The sequence below is a fragment of the Dietzia sp. Cai40 genome, assembly GCF_014145165.1.
GTDB lineage: Bacteria > Actinomycetota > Actinomycetes > Mycobacteriales > Mycobacteriaceae > Dietzia > Dietzia natronolimnaea.
Map to the genome: position 1 here is coordinate 1 of NZ_JAALEB010000279.1, position 15,452 is coordinate 15,452.

The window sequence follows — 15,452 nt, forward strand, 5'->3', positions numbered from 1 at the left end:
GCCGGGAGGCGCTGGCCGGGGCCGGCGTGGTCGCCGCCGCGGGCGCGGTGGGGGTCACCCTGCTCGCCGACCCCGCTCCGGTCTGGGCCAACCCCACGCGACCGGTCGCCGACGACCTCGACGTCTACGTTCTCGTCACCGACGGGATGCGGCCCGACGAGCTCACTCCAGTGCAGGCCCCCACCCTGCACCGGTGGGCCTCGGAGGGGACCAGGTTCACCGACGCGTCGTCGGTGATGATCGCCGAGACGCTCCCCAACCACGCGGCGATGGTCTCCGGGGTCCTGCCCGAGCGCAACGGGGTTCCCGCCAACTCGATCTGGGACCACGCCGCCGGAACCGACCGGACGCTCGACCGGCCCGACGATCTCCGCGCGCCCACCGTGCTCGACCGGATCCGCACCGAGGCGGGCCTGACCACCGCGAGTGTCCTGAGCAAGGACTACCTCCACGGACTGTTCGGCGGGCGCGCGAGCGTCCAGTGGGCGCCGTTCCCGCTCGTGCCAATCACCGACCACTCCCTCGACTGGTTCACCATCGAGGCCCTCAAGCAGACCATCACCGACCACGCCCCCCGGATGACCTTCGTCAACCTCGGTGACATGGACCGCTTCGGACACATGGACCTGTCGGGGACCTCCCTGCGACTGGCGCGCAACCAGGCGGTCGCCAACTCCGATCACAAGCTCTGGGACCTCGAGCAGTTCCTCCGCTCGACCGGCCGCTGGGAGCGCTCGGTGGTCATCGTCCTGGCCGATCACGGGATGGACTGGTCGGAGCCGCTGAGCCTGATCAGCGCGGCCGGTGCGATCGAGGCGGACCCGGCGATCCGAGGGCGGTTCGGAATCGCCCAGAACGGCGGGGCGGATACGTTCGCCTACCTCGGTCCCGCTCACGAGCGCGACGCCTCGCTGCGGCGACTGCGTGAGGTCGTGGGCGCGCTGCCGGGGGTCAACCGACTCTACGATCCGGCCGAGCTCTCGCTGGGTCGACTCGGCGGTGACCTGGTGGCCACGTGCCATCCCGGATGGCGCTTCTCCGACCCCACCCCGTTCTCCAACCCGATCCCCGGCAACCACGGGCACGAGGTCACCCTGGGGATCCCGTTCTTCGTCGGTGGCGGGCACCGGATCGTGCGTCGGGGCGGCACCGTCGACCGCCCGGTCCGCACACTCGACGTGGCACCGACCGTCGCCCGGCTGTTCGGCCTGGACCACGCGGGGATGGACGGCCGCCCGGCGCTCGAGGCGTTCCACCTCTGAGGCCGAGGCGGCTGGTCGGGCGGCTACCCGGCTGACGCGGGCTCCGCCTGGGTCCCCTGACCGCGGGTCACGGGCTTGGCGTCGATTCCCGACTCCTTGCGCTGCTGCGTGGTGATGGGCGCGGGAGCGTCGGTGAGCGGGTCGACACCGCCGCCGGACTTCGGGAAGGCGATGACGTCGCGGATGGAATCGGTGCGGGCCAGCAGCGCACAGATGCGGTCCCACCCGAACGCGATGCCGCCGTGCGGCGGCGCGCCGTAGGAGAAGGCGTCGAGGAGGAAGCCGAACTTCTCCTGCGCCTCCTCCTGCGAGATTCCCATGACTCCGAACACCCGCTCCTGGACGTCCTTGCGGTGGATGCGGATGGACCCGCCGCCGATCTCGTTGCCGTTGCACACGATGTCGTAGGCGTACGCCAGGGCCGAACCCGGGTCGGTGTCGAAGGTGTCCAGGTGCTCCGGCTTGGGGGAGGTGAACGCGTGGTGCACGGCGGTCCACGCCCCCGAGCCCACCGCCACGTCACCGGCGGCCGTGGCGTCGTCGGCGGGCTCGAACATGGGCGCGTCGACCACCCAGGTGAACGCCCACGCCTCCGGGTCGATCAGTCCGAGCTTGTCCGCGATCTCACCGCGGGCCGCACCGAGGAGCGCACGGGTGGACTTGACCCCTCCGGCGCCGAAGAAGATGCAGTCACCTGGCTCCGCGCCGACGTGCGCGGCGATCCCGGCGCGCTCCGCCTCCGACAGGTTCTTGGCCACGGGGCCGCCGAGCTCGCCGTCCTGGCCGACGAGGATGTAGGCCAGGCCCTTTGCCCCGCGCTGCTTGGCCCACTCCTGCCACGCGTCGAGCTGACGCCGGGGCTGCGACGCCCCGCCCTTCATGACCACCGCGCCGACATAGGGAGCCTTGAACACCCGGAACGGTGTCTCGGCGAAGAACCCGGTGCACTCGACCAGCTCGATGTCGAACCGCAGGTCCGGCTTGTCCGAACCGAAGCGACGCATCGCCTCGTCATAGGTCATGCGCGGGATCGGCGTGGTGATCCGGTAACCGGCGGTGGCCCACACCTCGGTGAGGATCTCCTCGGCGATCGCGATGACGTCGTCCTGGTCGACGAAGCTCATCTCCACGTCCAACTGGGTGAACTCCGGTTGCCGGTCCGCGCGGAAATCCTCGTCCCGGTAGCAGCGGGCGATCTGGTAGTACTTCTCCATCCCGGCCACCATGAGGAGCTGCTTGAACAGCTGGGGAGACTGCGGGAGGGCGTAGAAGGTGCCCGGCTGGAGCCGCGCGGGGACCAGGAAGTCGCGCGCACCCTCGGGGGTCGACCGGGTCAGCGTCGGGGTCTCGATCTCCACGAAGTCGTGGCGGGCCATGACGCCCCGGGCGGCGGAGTTGACCTTCGACCGCAGCCGTAGCGCGGACCCGGGCCCCTCGCGACGGAGGTCGAGGTACCGGTGACGGAGGCGCGCCTCTTCACCCACCTCGTCGTCGAGCTGGAACGGCAGGGCCGCGGACTCACCGAGCACCTCGAACGAGACCACGTCGACCTCGACCTCACCCGAGGCGAGGTTCGGGTTCTCCGACCCCTCGGGGCGGCGGTCCACGACGCCGGTGACGGAGACGCAGAACTCGTTGCGCAGACGGTGCGCACGCTCGGCGATCTCCTCGGAGCGGAACACCACCTGACACACACCGGTGGAGTCGCGGAGGTCGACGAAGATGACCCCGCCGTGATCCCGGCGGCGCGCGACCCAGCCGGCCAGGGTGACGGTGTCCCCCGCGTCGGCGGCTCGGAGTTGGCCGGCGGAATGGGTGCGCAGCACTGCGGTGGTCCTTTCATCGGGAGACTTCTGGTGGTCTGCGAGGGACCGTCGGACCCACCGCGATCTGGACGGCGGTCTGTCCCGGGCTCTGACGGGGCACAGTCTACGTCCACCGGCGTCGGTTCCCGGTGTCGGCTGCGACAGCGACTCGGCTGCCAATACAGTGTCCCTCGACCGCGGAGGGGCGCGAGCCGGGCTGGACCGGCGACCGACGGGGACGAAGGGCGGCGGACATGACGTTCCGGCAGGGCGGGAGCCTGGACACCAGTGGGGTCTCCGGCGGGGGCCGCGGCGGGCGAGGGGGCCGGCGCGGGATGGCGGTCGGCGGGGGCGTGGGCGGTCTCGCCATCGTCCTGGTCGCGCTCTTCCTGGGCGTCGATCCGGGGCAGCTCGGTCTGGAGAGCGGCGACACCGGCGGCCGGCAGTCCGAATCGGCGCAGCGGTTCCAGACCCACATCGACCAGTGCGACCTCCGGCAGGCCAACACGGATACGGTCTGCCGGATCGTCGCCACCACGGAGAGCCTCGAGGACGTCTGGGGCACCCAACTCCCCGACCAGGTCGGGATGCGGTGGGTCCAGCCACACACCACCATCTTTACCGGCGACGTCGACACCGCCTGCGGCGCGGCCTCCTCCGACGTCGGGCCGTTCTACTGCCCGGCGGACCAGGACGTCTACATCGACCCGGCCTTCTTCGACGAGGTCCTGGTCGGTCGGCTCGGGGGCTCACCCGCCGGCGCGGCCCAGATGTACGTCGTCGCGCACGAGTTCGGGCACCATCTGCAGACGATGCTCGGTGACATCCGCCGATCCCAGCAGGATCCGCAGGGCGCGTCCTCGGGCGCGGTCCGGGTCGAGCTCCAGGCCGACTGCTACGCCGGGCTGTGGGCCCACTACGCCACCTCGACCCCCGGTCCCGACGGCGGGGAGCCACTGCTGGAGAGCCTGACCCCGCGCGACGTCGACGCGATCATCCAGACCGCCGAGGCGATCGGGGACGACCACATCCAGCGGTCCGGCGGCGCCCGGGTCGACCCCGACTCGTGGACCCACGGCTCGTCGGAGATGCGGCGCCAGTGGTTCCTGACCGGGTACGACCAGGGGTCCGTGGAGGCCTGCGACACCTTCGGCGCGCGGGTGTGATCCCGCGGGGGCGGATCAGGGAGTGACGAGACCGGTGACGTGGGGCACGACCGAGTCCAGCGGGACCGGGGTCTGCTCACCAGTGGACATCGTCTTGACCACGACGGTGCCCGACGCCAGCTCGTTCTCGCCCACGACGAGGGTGACGGCGGCCCCCGACCGGTCGGCGGCCTTGAACGCGCCCTTCATACCGCGGTCGCCGTAGGCCATGTCCGCGCGCAGACCGGCGCGACGGAACTCGGCCAGCACGGGCACCAGCGCGGCCCTGGCCGGCGCGCCGAGAGCGACGCCGTACACGTCCACCCGGCCGCCGGAGGCGTGGTCGATCCCCTCCGCCTGCAGCGCGAGCATCGTGCGGTCGACGCCGATACCGAACCCGATTCCGGACAGAGCCTGGCCCCCGAGTTGCTCCATCAGTCCGTCGTAACGACCACCGCCGCCGATCCCGGACTGGGCGCCGAGGCCGTCGTGGACGAACTCGAACGTGGTCTTGGTGTAGTAGTCCAGGCCTCGGACCATCCGGGGATTGACCTCGTAGGCCACGCCGAGGGCGTCGAGGTGTGACCTGACTTCGGCGAAGTGCGCGGCGCTCTCCTCGGACAGGTGGTCGATCATCAGCGGGGCGCCCGAGAGCTGCGCGCGGACCTCCGGGCGCTTGTCGTCGAGGACGCGCAGCGGGTTGACCCGTGCGCGTTCCCGCGTGGCCTCGTCGAGGTCCAACCCGGCGAGGAACGCCTGCAGCCGTTCCCGGTAGGCGGGCCGGCATGAGTCGTCCCCGAGCGAGGTGAGCTCCAGCCGGAACCCGGTCAACCCGAGGGACCGGAAGGCCTCGTCCGCCACCGCGATCACCTCGGCGTCGAGGGCGGGGTCGTCGATCCCGATCGCCTCGATTCCGACCTGCTGCAACTGCCGGTACCGGCCGGCCTGGGGACGCTCGTAGCGGAAGAACGGGCCGGCGTAGCAGAGCTTGACGGGCAGCTGACCGCGGTCCAGGCCGTTCTCGATGACCGAACGCATCACGCCGGCGGTCCCCTCGGGCCGGAGGGTGACGCTCCGTCCGCCACGGTCTTCGAACGAGTACATCTCCTTGGAGACGACGTCGGTGGACTCCCCCACCCCACGGGCGAACAACGCCGTGTCCTCGAAGATCGGCAGCTCGATGTGCCCGTAGCCCGCCCGCCGGGCGGCGGTGGTGATCGCATCCCGGACCGCGACGAACGCGGCGGAGGTCGGGGGGACGTAGTCGGGCACCCCCTTCGGTGCCTTGAGCGCGGTTTTCTTCTGGGTGCCGGTCACGTGTGGTGGGTCCTTGCGTCTCTCGGTGGGTGGTTCGGGGAGGGGGTTCTAGAGGTCACGCAGGAACGGGTTGGACCGCCGTTCCCGGCCGACGGTGGTCGAGGGTCCGTGCCCGGGGAGCACCACCGCGTCGTCGTCCAGCGTGAGGAACTTCTTGGCGATCGACTGCATGAGCACATCGGTGTCGCCCGCGGGCAGGTCGGTACGGCCGACCCCGTCCTGGAACAGCACATCGCCCCCGAGCACGACCGTTCGCCGGCCCTCCTCGGTGTCGACGACGATCCGGAAGGACACCGACCCCGGGCTGTGTCCGGGCACGTGGTCCACGTCGAAGGTCATCGCCCCGAAGCGCAGCGTGTCACCGTCGAAGACCTCGATGACCTCCGCCGGCTCCGTGAAGGCGATGTCCTTGAGCATCGCGGACAGGTCGAGCGACAGCCCCTGACCCGGATCCGAGAGCATGACACGGTCCTCCGGGTGGATGTACGCCGGCACGCCGTAGTGGTCCGCGACCTGCTGGGCGTTCCAGATGTGGTCCAGGTGGCCGTGGGTCAGCAGTACCGCCCGGGGCTTCAAGCCCGCCTCGGAGACCTGCCTGCGCACCTGGTCCTCGGCGTCCTGGCCCGGGTCGACGATCACGCAGTCCCCCGCGGCGTCGGACACGATGTAGCAGTTGGTCTGGAACATCCCGGCTGGGAACCCGATGATCTGCACGTCCCGTACTCCTTTTCTCGATCGCCCACGACGTCCGTCGCGAACTGCCGGTCCGACTGGGCGGTACACCGGAGTGGTGTTCAGCCGTCTCGGCCCGACCTGGTAGACAAGACCCCTGGGCTGGAGCGCTGTGGTCTGCTCTGTGAGTCCCCACCGCGGCGTCAGCCGACTGTTCCAGCCTAGTCCAGGTACCCAGGAGGGTCAGTGTCCACCAACCAGGAACGCCGAGCAGAGGCGCGTCAACGCCTGCGCGAGCAGATGGAGGCGCAGGCCCGCCGTGAGAAGCAACTCAAGATCGTCGCGGCGTCGGTCGTCGTCGCGGTCCTGCTGGGGATCGTCGGGGTGGTCGCATGGATCAACTACGACCGCAAGCGCGCGGAGGAGTACGCCGCCAACTGGCTGACCTGCGAGTACCCCACCGACACCGAGACCCCCGAGCCGCTCGACCCCGCGGAGTTCGAGGATCAGGGCGCCGAGGTGGTGGCGGAGGTCGAGGAGTTCAACGCGCAGGTCGAGACCGTCAACGACACCAAGCGTGACGCCGAGCCGCCGTCGGGCGACCAGGCCAGGCAGGGCCTGGCGGAGATCACCATCACCACCGACCGCGGTGAGATCCCGATCACGCTCGATCGGTCCGGCGCCCCCTGCAATGTCGCCAGCTTCGTCCACCTGGCCGAGCAGCGGTACTTCGACGACACCGAGTGCCACCGCCTGACCGTCTCGGAGGAGGAGCCCGGTCTGTCGGTCCTCCAGTGCGGTGACCCCACGGGGACCGGCCTGTCCGGTCCCGGCTACTCCGTGGTCGACGAGCCGCCCGCCGCGGATACCCTCGAGCTCGCCGACGACGGTTCGGGCGCCGCCATCTACCCCCGTGGCACCGTCGCCATGGCCAAGTCGCAGGCCCCCGACAGCGCCGGGAGCCAGTTCTTCCTGGTGTACGAGGACTCCGCACTCCCGCCGGAGTACACCGTCATGGGAACGGTCGGGGACTCGGGCCTCGAGGTCCTCGACGACATCGCCGAGACCGGTGTGAGGAGCGATGACCCGACCGACCGGGACAACCAGGTCCCGCGGCGCCCCGTCACGATCGAGACCGTGGTCGTCGACGCCCAGTCGGGGCTCCCCGAGAGGTGAGGCCCGGGGGCCGGGACATCCGGCTCAGTTCGACGTCATCCGGTTGACGTCGAAGACCCCCTCGACACCTCGGACCGTCTGCAGGACGTGTCCGAGGTGTTTGGGGTCGGCCATCTCGAAGGTGAACCGCGAGATCGCCACCCGATCGTCCCCCGCCGTCTGGACGGACGCGGACAGGATGTTGACCTTCTCGTCCGCCAGCACCTTGGTCACGTCCGACAGGAGCCGGTGTCTGTCGAGCGCCTCCACCTGGATCGCCACCAGGAACACCGCACCCGGCTGGGGTGCCCATTCGACCTTGACCAGGCGCTCGGGCTCGCGGTGCAGGTCGGAGGCGTTGGTGCAGTCGGTGCGGTGGACGCTCACCGTGCCGCCGCGGGTGATGAACCCGAGGACCTCGTCGCCGGGCACCGGCATGCAGCAGCGGGCGAGTTTGGCGTGCACGTCCTTGACCCCGCCCACGAGGATCCCGGGACCCGCCGGCGCGGGCCGGTTCGAGGTGATGTTCTTGTCCCGCGAGCGGTCCGCCAGCTCCTCGGTGACCTCGTCGGCCCCCCCGTGGGCGGCGACGAGCCGACCCACGATCTGCTTGGCGGAGACGTGGTTCTCCCCGATCGCCGTGTAGAGCGCGGTGACGTCGGCGAACCCCAGCTCCCGTGCGACACCGGCGAGTGACTCGTTGGAGAAGACCCGGTGGACGGGTACCCCCCCGCGCCGTACCTCCCGGGTGATGAGGTCCTTTCCGCGTTCGAGAGCCTCCTCGCGCCGCTCCTTGGCGAACCACTGGCGGATCGAACTCTTGGCCCTGCCGGACACGACGAACTTCTGCCAGTCCAGGCTGGGGCCCGCGTTGGGGTCCTTGGAGGTGAAGACCTCGACGACCTCGCCGTTCTCCAGCGGCTTCTCGAGCGCCACGAGCTTGCCGTTGACGCGCGCGCCGATGCACCGGTGGCCGACCTCCGTGTGGACGGCGTAGGCGAAGTCCACGGGGGTCGCGCCGACGGGCAGGTTGATCACGTCGCCCTTCGGCGTGAAGACGAAGATCTCCTTGCTGGTCATCTCGAACCGCAGGGAGTCGAGGAACTCGCCCGGGTCGGCGGCTTCACGCTGCCAGCTCAGCAGTTGGCGCATCCACGCCATCTCGTCCACCTCGGCGGGGTCTCCGTGGTGCTTGCCGCGGGTCTCCTTGTACCGCCAGTGCGCCGCGATCCCGTACTCGGCGTTGCGGTGCATCTCGTGGGTCCGGATCTGGATCTCCAACGGCTTGCCATCGGGCCCGATCACGGTGGTGTGGAGCGAGCGGTAGACGCCGAACCTCGGCTGCGCGATGTAGTCCTTGAACCTCCCCGGCATGGGCTTCCACGTGGAGTGCACCACGCCGATCGCGGCGTAACAGTCCCGCACGTCCTCGCACAGCACGCGGATGCCCACCAGGTCGTGGATCTCGTCGAACTCGCGTCCCCGGACGATCATCTTCTGGTAGATCGACCAGTAGTGCTTGGGGCGGCCCTCGACCCGGGCCTGGATGTGGGCGTTCTCCAGCTCGGCCCTGACCCGGTTGATCACCGTGCCCAGGTACACGTCCCGACTGGGCGCCCGGTCGGCGACCAGTCGCACGATTTCCTGGTACTTCTTGGGTTCCAGGGTCGCGAAGGCGAGGTCCTCGAGCTCCCACTTCACGGTGGCCATGCCGAGGCGGTGGGCCAACGGCGCGATCACCTCGAGCGTCTCGCGAGCCTTCTTGACCTGCTTCTCCGGAGGGAGGAAGCGCATGGTCCGCATGTTGTGCAGGCGGTCGGCGACCTTGATCACCAGGACCCGCGGGTCATGCGCCATCGCGATGATCATCTTGCGGATCGTCTCCGCCTCGGCCGCCTCGCCGAAGTCGACCTTGTCCAGCTTGGTGACCCCGTTGACCAGATGGGCGACCTCGTCCCCGAAATCCGAGGCGAGGGACTCGAGGGAGTAGTCGGTGTCCTCCACGGTGTCGTGCAGCAGCGCCGCCACGAGAGTGGTGGTGTCCATGCCCATCTCGGCGCAGATGGTCGCGACCGCCAGCGGATGGGTGATGTAGGGGTCGCCCGACTTGCGGAACACACCCTGGTGTTGGCGTTCGGCGAGTGCATAGGCGCGTGCCAGCAGCGCCACGTCGGCCTTGGCGTGGTGGATCCGGTGTACACGGACGAGGGGCTCGAGAACGGCGGGCGTGGACGTCACCGTCAACCCGGAGGTGAGGCGTCGCGCCCACCTGGCCCGGACGCGTCTGCCGGCGGAGGGCCGCGCACCCGGGATCACGGGCAGGGGCTGCGTGTTGGGTTGGGGCTGCTCCGCGGGCACGGGCTGCGGGCCGGCGCCGACGTTCGCGGCGGGATCCTGGCGATTGGTCATGCCGGCTCCTCCCTCCGGGTCCGATCCGTCAACGACGGGCGGTGGTCACGCGACCGTGAGGCAGGTCAGCGGTGTGCCGGCCAGTCTATCCCTACCCCCGAGACCGGGGACCTCGAGCACCACGGACAGCCCCGCCACCACGGCGCCGCAGTCATCGAGGAGACCGACGGCCGCCCCGAGGGTGCCCCCCGTGGCCAGGACGTCGTCCACCACGAGCACCCGCTTCCCGCGGAGGTCGAGACCGTCGGCGGGGAGTTCCAACGTCGCCGCCCCGTACTCGAGTTCGTACGAGCGTGAGTGCACGGGCGGCGGGAGCTTGCCCGCCTTGCGGATGGCCAGCACCCCGGTGTGCAGCTGCACCGCGACCGCACCGGCCAGCAGGAAGCCGCGGGCATCCAGCCCCGCCACGTAGTCCACCGAGCCGATCTCGTGGCTCGCGACGAGCCCCGCCACCACCGCGTCGAAACCGTCGGGGTCGGCCAGAACCGGTGTGAGGTCGCAGAACTGCACCCCGGCCGCCGGGAAGTCCTCCACCCTGCGCATCAGTCTCTCGACGGCGGCGATGATCGCCGGCGACACCTCTGTGGCCGTGGGGTCCGTCATGCGGTAGTCCCGACCTTCTCCCGGCGGGCCAGGACCTTGGCGGTCTGGCGCTTGGTGTCAGGGTCGTGTTCCTTGAGGAGCACCAGCAGCGGTGTCGCGAGGAAGATCGACGAGAACGTCCCAGTGATGATCCCGACCACCTGGACGATCGCCAGGTCCAGCAGGGTGCCCACCCCGAGGATCCAGACCGCGACGACGAGCAGGGCCAACAGCGGCAGGATGCCGATGATGGTGGTGTGGATCGATCGCATGAGTGTCTGGTTGACGGCCAGGTTGGCCTCTTCCGCATAGGTGCTGCTCGACGAGTGTTTGGCCCCGCGGGTGTTCTCCTCCACCTTGTCGAACACGATGACCGTGTCGTAGAGGGAGAACCCGAGGATGGTGAGCAGGCCGATGACCGTGGCGGGAGAGACCTCGAATCCCAGGAGCGAATAGATCCCCGCCGTGGTGATGACGTCGAAGAAGAGCGCGACCACGCCGGCGACCGACATGCGCCACTCGAAGCGCAGCGCCATGTACCCGAACACGATCACGATGAACACCACGAGGGCGATGATCGCCTTCTCGGTGACCTGCCCGCCCCAGCTCTCGCTGCGTGCCGAATCGCCGATCGCCTCGATCGAGACCTCGCCGCTCGCCGCGACGGGCTGGAACTCCTCGAGGAGTGCGAGCTTGGTCGCGTAGATCTCGTCACTGGTGAGGAACCCGGTCTCCACCTCGACGATGCGCGCGTTCCCGGCGCCGACGACCTGGACCGTCTGGGGTTCCTGACCGATCGTCTCCTCGACGACGACGGCCACCCGGCCGGTGTCCGCATCCCCCGCCGGCATCGTCAACTTGGTGCCGCCGGTGAAGTCGATCCCGAAGGTGAACCCCCGGAAGATGATGCTCGCCAGGCAGATCGCGACGATGACGCCGGTGAGGAGGAAGTACAGGCGGCGCTTCTGGACGATGGGGAAGGCGCCGGTGCCGGTGTAGAGGCGGTTGAACAGACTCTCCGGCTGGTCGGGTCCGGTGGTGTCGGTGGTGTCGGTCGTTCCCGGGGCGCTCATCGGCCCTCCTCCTCGGAGTCGTCGCGGCGCGGCAGGATCATCGTCACGCCCGGGGTCGCCGGTCCCGGGTCCGAGGGCGGTCCGTCCGGACCGCGCACGGTCGCCGACACACCCCGGGTGCCACCGGAACCCGAATCGGCTCCGGCCTTCTCGGCGTCCTGCTCGAGGCGGCGCCGCTCGGCGGAGTCGACCCGCAGGGCCTCCATCCGGCCGAGGCCGTTGGCCCATGGTTTGGTGAACAACGGCTTCGTGGAGGCCAGGTAGACGAGCGGCCACAGCACGGTGAAGGCCACGAGGACGTCCATGACGGTGCTCAGCGCCAGGGTGAAGGCGAATCCGCGGACCTCACCGGTGGCCAGGAGGTACAGCACCACGGCGCCGATCAGGCTCACCACGTTGCCGGTGATGATGGTGCGACTGGCGCTTTTCCACGCCCTGGGTACCGAGGATCTGAACCGGTGTCCGTCGCGGAGTTCGTCCTTGATCCTCTCGAAGAAGACGACGTAGGAGTCCGCGGTCATACCGATACCGATGATCAGGCCCGCCACACCGGCCAGGTCGAGGCTGTAGTCCACCGTGTACCCGAGGAACACGAGCATCACGTAGGTGATCAGGAAGGAGATGGCGAGGGAGAGGAACGCGATCACGCCGAGCAGCCGGTAGTACACGACCGTGTACAGCAGCACAAGCAGGAAACCGATCGCGCCGGCGAGCAGTCCGGCCTCGAGGGAGGCCAGACCCAGCGAGGCGGGCACGTTGTCGACGTTCGGGTCCTCGAAGGAGATCGGCAGCGCACCGAACCGGAGGTTCGCGGCGAGCGCGGCCGCCTCGTCCATCGTGAAACTGCCGGTGATCGAGGTGGCCGATCCGACCGGTGTCACGCCCTGGACCACCGGGGCGCTGATGACCTCACCGTCGAGGAGGATGGCGATCTGACGCTGCAGGTTCTCCTGGGTCAGTCGCGACCACGTGGCGCTCCCCTGCTGGCCGGGGCCGGCGTTGAAGCGGAACGAGACCTCGTTCTGGCCGGCCTGTTGGCTGAATCCGGAGCCCACCGAGTCCTTGACGATCTGTTGGCCGTCGAGGCGCTCCCCGTCCTCCGGCTCACCGATGAGCAGCGGCACCGGGCCGAGCACGTACTTCGCTCCCTCGCCGCACGCGATCAACGCCTGGGCCTGGTCCTCGAAGCCCGCGGTGATCTCCCTCTCGGGGCACCGGAACTCCGGGAGGCGTTGGGCGAGTTCCTGCGGATCGCCCTGCCGGACCTCGAGGGCCTCCTCCACCGCCCGGGCGACCGCCTCTCGGTCACCGACCGCGGCGTCGACGGGTTCGACGTCCCCCTCGGCGACCGGCTGGACCTCGAGGACGGGGCGGATCGTCAGCTGCGAGGTGGTCCCGAGGTCACGGGCCTGGCTCGAGTCCTCGCCGGGCACCGTGAGGACGATGTTGCTCCCCTCGATGACCACCGAGGTCCCGGCCACGCCGAGCCCGTCGACGCGATCGCGGATGATGTCCTGGGCCAGGCGGAGGTCCTGCTCGTCCGGCTGCCCGATGGGGATCAGGGTGACCCGCGTGCCGCCCTGCAGGTCGATACCGAGCTTGGGTGTGAGGCCCCTCTCGGCCACGGCGAACGCGGCGAGGAAGAGGATGAAAAACACCAGGGAGAAGACGGACAGCAGTGCCCAGGGCCTGGGGCGGGCATCTACGCGTCGAGAACGGACTGGTGACACAGGTGATCTCTCTCGGTCTTCAGCAGAGGCCTCCGGCTGGACGGCCCCATCACACTACTCGCCGGTAGGCGGTCGTCAGGAACCAGCGCCGTCCGTCCCCGCGGCCGACCCGGGGGAGGTACCGGGGTCGAGCTTCTCGCGGATCACCCTGCGGTCCCACTGCGTCCGGACGCCGGGGGCGATCTCCAGGACCAGGCTCTCCTCGGCCACCGACACCACGGTCGCGTGCAGACCCGAGGTGGTGAGCACCTGATCGCCGACCGCGAGGGAGGCCTGCATCTCCTGCAGGTCCTTCATCGCCTTCCGCTGCTTGGAACTCTGGAAGAACATCAGCGCGATGAGCGCCAGGATCATGACGGGCAGCAGTAGTTCCAGTCCCATGCGGCGTCCTCTCGGTTCGGGACCCGTCGAGTCGGGGTCCGAAGGTGTCGGGTCCGGGCGGCGGACCGGTCCCGTTCGAGGATGCCACCTCCGTGGTCACCCGCGCGGGCCGGGTCCCGTCTCGGTCTCGACCGGGAGCATCGGTTCCTCCGGGTCGCGATTCGCGCGGCGCAGCCCCAGGTGCTCCCATGCCGCCGCGGTGGCCACGCGTCCCCGGGGGGTGCGCGCGAGCAACCCCGCACGGACGAGGAACGGTTCGCAGACCTCCTCCAGGGTGCTCGACTCCTCCCCCACGGCCACCGCGAGCGTGCTCAGACCGACGGGCCCGCCCTCGTGCTGGACCAGCAGCGCCCGCAGGACCGCACGGTCGAGCCGGTCCAGGCCCAACTCGTCGACCTCGTAGACGCGGAGTGCCGCGCGCGCGACGGGGACCGTGACCCGCCCGTCCGCCCGGACCTCCGCGTAGTCCCGCACGCGACGGAGCAGGCGGTTGGCTATCCGGGGCGTCCCGCGGGACCGCCCGGCGATCTCCGTCGCCGCCTCCGGCTCCACGGGGATCTCGAGGATCTCGGCCGCCCGGGACACGATTCTCGCCAGGTCCGCGTCCGAGTAGAAGTCCATGTGCGCGGTGAACCCGAACCGATCCCGCAACGGCCCGGTGAGCGCTCCGGACCGCGTGGTGGCCCCGACCAGGGTGAACGGGGCGATCTCGAGGGGAATCGAGGTGGCCCCCGGACCCTTGCCCACCATGATGTCGATCCGGAAGTCCTCCATCGCGAGGTACAGCATCTCCTCCGCCGGGCGCGCGATGCGGTGGATCTCGTCGATGAACAGGACGTCACCCTCGATGAGGTTGGAGAGCATGGCGGCGAGATCCCCCGGCCGCTCGAGAGCGGGCCCGGAGGTGATGCGGAGCGACCCGCCGAGCTCGGCCGCCACGATCATGGCGAGGCTGGTCTTCCCCAGGCCCGGAGGCCCGGAGAACAGCAGGTGGTCCGGGACCACACCACGACGGGTCGCCGCGGTGAGCACCAGCTCGAGCTGCTCGCGGACAGTCTCCTGCCCGATGAACTCACCCAGGTTCCGCGGGCGCAGGGCGCCCTCGACATCGGAGTCGAACGGGGTCGACGCCGCGGACAACTCGGCCTCCGCCCCGTCACCGGCCCCCGGCGTGAACGGCTCCTCGTCCCCGTGCCCGTACGGCCCCGTCATCAGCGCCTACCGAGTGAACGCAACGCCAGCCGCAGGGCCTCCGCCGGGCCGAGGTCCGGAGCGGTCGACAGGACGGCGGTCGCGGCCTTCTCCGCCTCCGTGGCGGAGAAGCCCAGTCCCTCGAGTGCGCCGGCCACCTCGGTCGCCGCCGGTCCACCCGGCATCCCCGGACCGCCGCCGCCGCCCACGGTGTCGTGCACCGGGCCGACCTTGTCCTTGAGTTCGAGCACCATCCGCTCGGCGGTGCGCTTGCCCACCCCGGGAACCCGCGTGAGCGCCTTGACGTCCTCGGTCCCCAGCGCTCTCACCAGCTGCTCGGGTTCGAGAGTGGCCAGGATGGCCAGAGCCAGACGCGGGCCGACGCCCGAGACCGTCTGGACCGTCGAGAAGAGGCGACGCGCATCGACAGAATCGAAGCCGTAGAGGGTCAGGGAGTCCTCGCGCACCACCAACTCGGTGTGCAGGGTCCCCTCGTCTCCCCGCCGCAGGCCCGCGAGCGCGGCCGGCGTCGCATGGACCAGGACGCCGACACCGCCGGCCTCCACCACGCAGCGGTCCAGACCGATCTCGGCCACCCTCCCCCTGATCGAGGCGATCACCAGCGCACTCCCTTCGTTCGAGCCATCGCCCGTGCCGCTGCCCGGGCGCGTTCCTGATCGGCGGAGCCGGTCCCACCCCGCGCCCGGCCGGCGTCGGCGGCCTCGGTCGC

At 70.1% G+C, this 15,452-nt stretch carries 13 protein-coding genes; 3 read left to right on the forward strand and 10 right to left on the reverse strand.

All coding sequences use genetic code 11. The features are described from left to right. The coding region (locus tag G6022_RS11010; RefSeq protein WP_182691568.1) for an alkaline phosphatase family protein at positions 1-1,262 on the forward strand (1,262 nt) is incomplete at its 5' end. Between the two features lie 23 nt (positions 1,263-1,285). Here G6022_RS11010 and aspS read toward each other — a convergent pair. Further along, positions 1,286-3,088 carry an aspartate--tRNA ligase gene (gene aspS, locus G6022_RS11015; RefSeq protein ID WP_182639797.1) on the reverse strand — a complete coding sequence of 601 codons (1,803 nt, stop codon included), beginning with the start codon at positions 3,086-3,088 and terminating at the stop codon, positions 1,286-1,288. Between the two features lie 233 nt (positions 3,089-3,321). Here aspS and G6022_RS11020 point away from each other — a divergent pair, with 233 nt between their 5' ends. Then, positions 3,322-4,233: a neutral zinc metallopeptidase gene (locus tag G6022_RS11020; RefSeq protein WP_182691570.1), complete on the forward strand. Its 912-nt coding sequence runs from the start codon at positions 3,322-3,324 to the stop codon at positions 4,231-4,233. Between the two features lie 15 nt (positions 4,234-4,248). On the opposite strand, the gene hisS is transcribed toward G6022_RS11020, so the two are convergent. Beyond that, a complete protein-coding gene (gene hisS / locus G6022_RS11025; protein ID WP_179525369.1) occupies positions 4,249-5,529 on the reverse strand; it encodes a histidine--tRNA ligase in 1,281 nt (426 codons plus the stop codon). A gap of 48 nt (positions 5,530-5,577) precedes the next feature. Continuing rightward, positions 5,578-6,243 (reverse strand): MBL fold metallo-hydrolase, encoded by a 666-nt coding sequence (locus tag G6022_RS11030; RefSeq protein ID WP_179525370.1) that lies wholly within the window; start codon positions 6,241-6,243, stop codon positions 5,578-5,580. A 204-nt stretch (positions 6,244-6,447) separates the two neighbouring features. Between G6022_RS11030 and G6022_RS11035 the strand changes: the two genes are divergently transcribed. After that, positions 6,448-7,377: a peptidylprolyl isomerase gene (locus tag G6022_RS11035; protein WP_182609388.1), complete on the forward strand. Its 930-nt coding sequence runs from the start codon at positions 6,448-6,450 to the stop codon at positions 7,375-7,377. Positions 7,378-7,401: 24 nt separating this feature from the next. On the opposite strand, the gene G6022_RS11040 is transcribed toward G6022_RS11035, so the two are convergent. The 7 genes from G6022_RS11040 to ruvA all read right to left on the reverse strand — a co-directional run bounded on the left by G6022_RS11040 (position 7,402) and on the right by ruvA (position 15,342). After that, a complete protein-coding gene (locus tag G6022_RS11040) occupies positions 7,402-9,765 on the reverse strand; it encodes a bifunctional (p)ppGpp synthetase/guanosine-3',5'-bis(diphosphate) 3'-pyrophosphohydrolase (protein WP_182639230.1) in 2,364 nt (787 codons plus the stop codon). 45 nt (positions 9,766-9,810) lie between these two features. After that, entirely contained in the window at positions 9,811-10,368 is a 558-nt protein-coding gene (locus tag G6022_RS11045; protein WP_182639229.1) for an adenine phosphoribosyltransferase, read from the reverse strand. Continuing rightward, a complete protein-coding gene (gene secF / locus G6022_RS11050) occupies positions 10,365-11,420 on the reverse strand; it encodes a protein translocase subunit SecF (protein WP_182639228.1) in 1,056 nt (351 codons plus the stop codon). Before secF ends, G6022_RS11045 begins: the two co-directional genes overlap by 4 nt. Further along, entirely contained in the window at positions 11,417-13,078 is a 1,662-nt protein-coding gene (secD, locus tag G6022_RS11055) for a protein translocase subunit SecD (RefSeq protein WP_179525375.1), read from the reverse strand. The genes secF and secD overlap by 4 nt, the downstream gene beginning before the upstream one ends. A gap of 147 nt (positions 13,079-13,225) precedes the next feature. Further along, positions 13,226-13,531, reverse strand: coding sequence for a preprotein translocase subunit YajC (gene yajC, locus G6022_RS11060; RefSeq protein WP_179525376.1), 306 nt, complete (start codon positions 13,529-13,531; stop codon positions 13,226-13,228). 96 nt (positions 13,532-13,627) lie between these two features. After that, on the reverse strand, positions 13,628-14,743 hold the full coding sequence (gene ruvB / locus G6022_RS11065; protein ID WP_206682188.1) for a Holliday junction branch migration DNA helicase RuvB: 1,116 nt from the start codon (positions 14,741-14,743) through the stop codon (positions 13,628-13,630). Next, positions 14,743-15,342 (reverse strand): Holliday junction branch migration protein RuvA, encoded by a 600-nt coding sequence (ruvA, locus tag G6022_RS11070; protein WP_182691572.1) that lies wholly within the window; start codon positions 15,340-15,342, stop codon positions 14,743-14,745. Before ruvA ends, ruvB begins: the two co-directional genes overlap by 1 nt. Positions 15,343-15,452: the final 110 nt, after the last annotated feature.

Excerpts from the sequence above, each read along its gene's own strand:
- G6022_RS11020 (WP_182691570.1), top strand. The coding sequence starts at position 3,322 with ATGACGTTCCGGCAGGGCGGGAGCCTGGACACCAGTGGGGTCTCCGGC.
- G6022_RS11040 (WP_182639230.1), bottom strand. The coding sequence starts at position 9,765 with ATGACCAATCGCCAGGATCCCGCCGCGAACGTCGGCGCCGGCCCGCAG.
- G6022_RS11045 (WP_182639229.1), bottom strand. The coding sequence starts at position 10,368 with ATGACGGACCCCACGGCCACAGAGGTGTCGCCGGCGATCATCGCCGCC.
- yajC (WP_179525376.1), bottom strand. The coding sequence starts at position 13,531 with ATGGGACTGGAACTACTGCTGCCCGTCATGATCCTGGCGCTCATCGCG.
- ruvB (WP_206682188.1), bottom strand. The coding sequence starts at position 14,743 with ATGACGGGGCCGTACGGGCACGGGGACGAGGAGCCGTTCACGCCGGGG.
- secF (WP_182639228.1), bottom strand. The coding sequence starts at position 11,420 with ATGAGCGCCCCGGGAACGACCGACACCACCGACACCACCGGACCCGAC.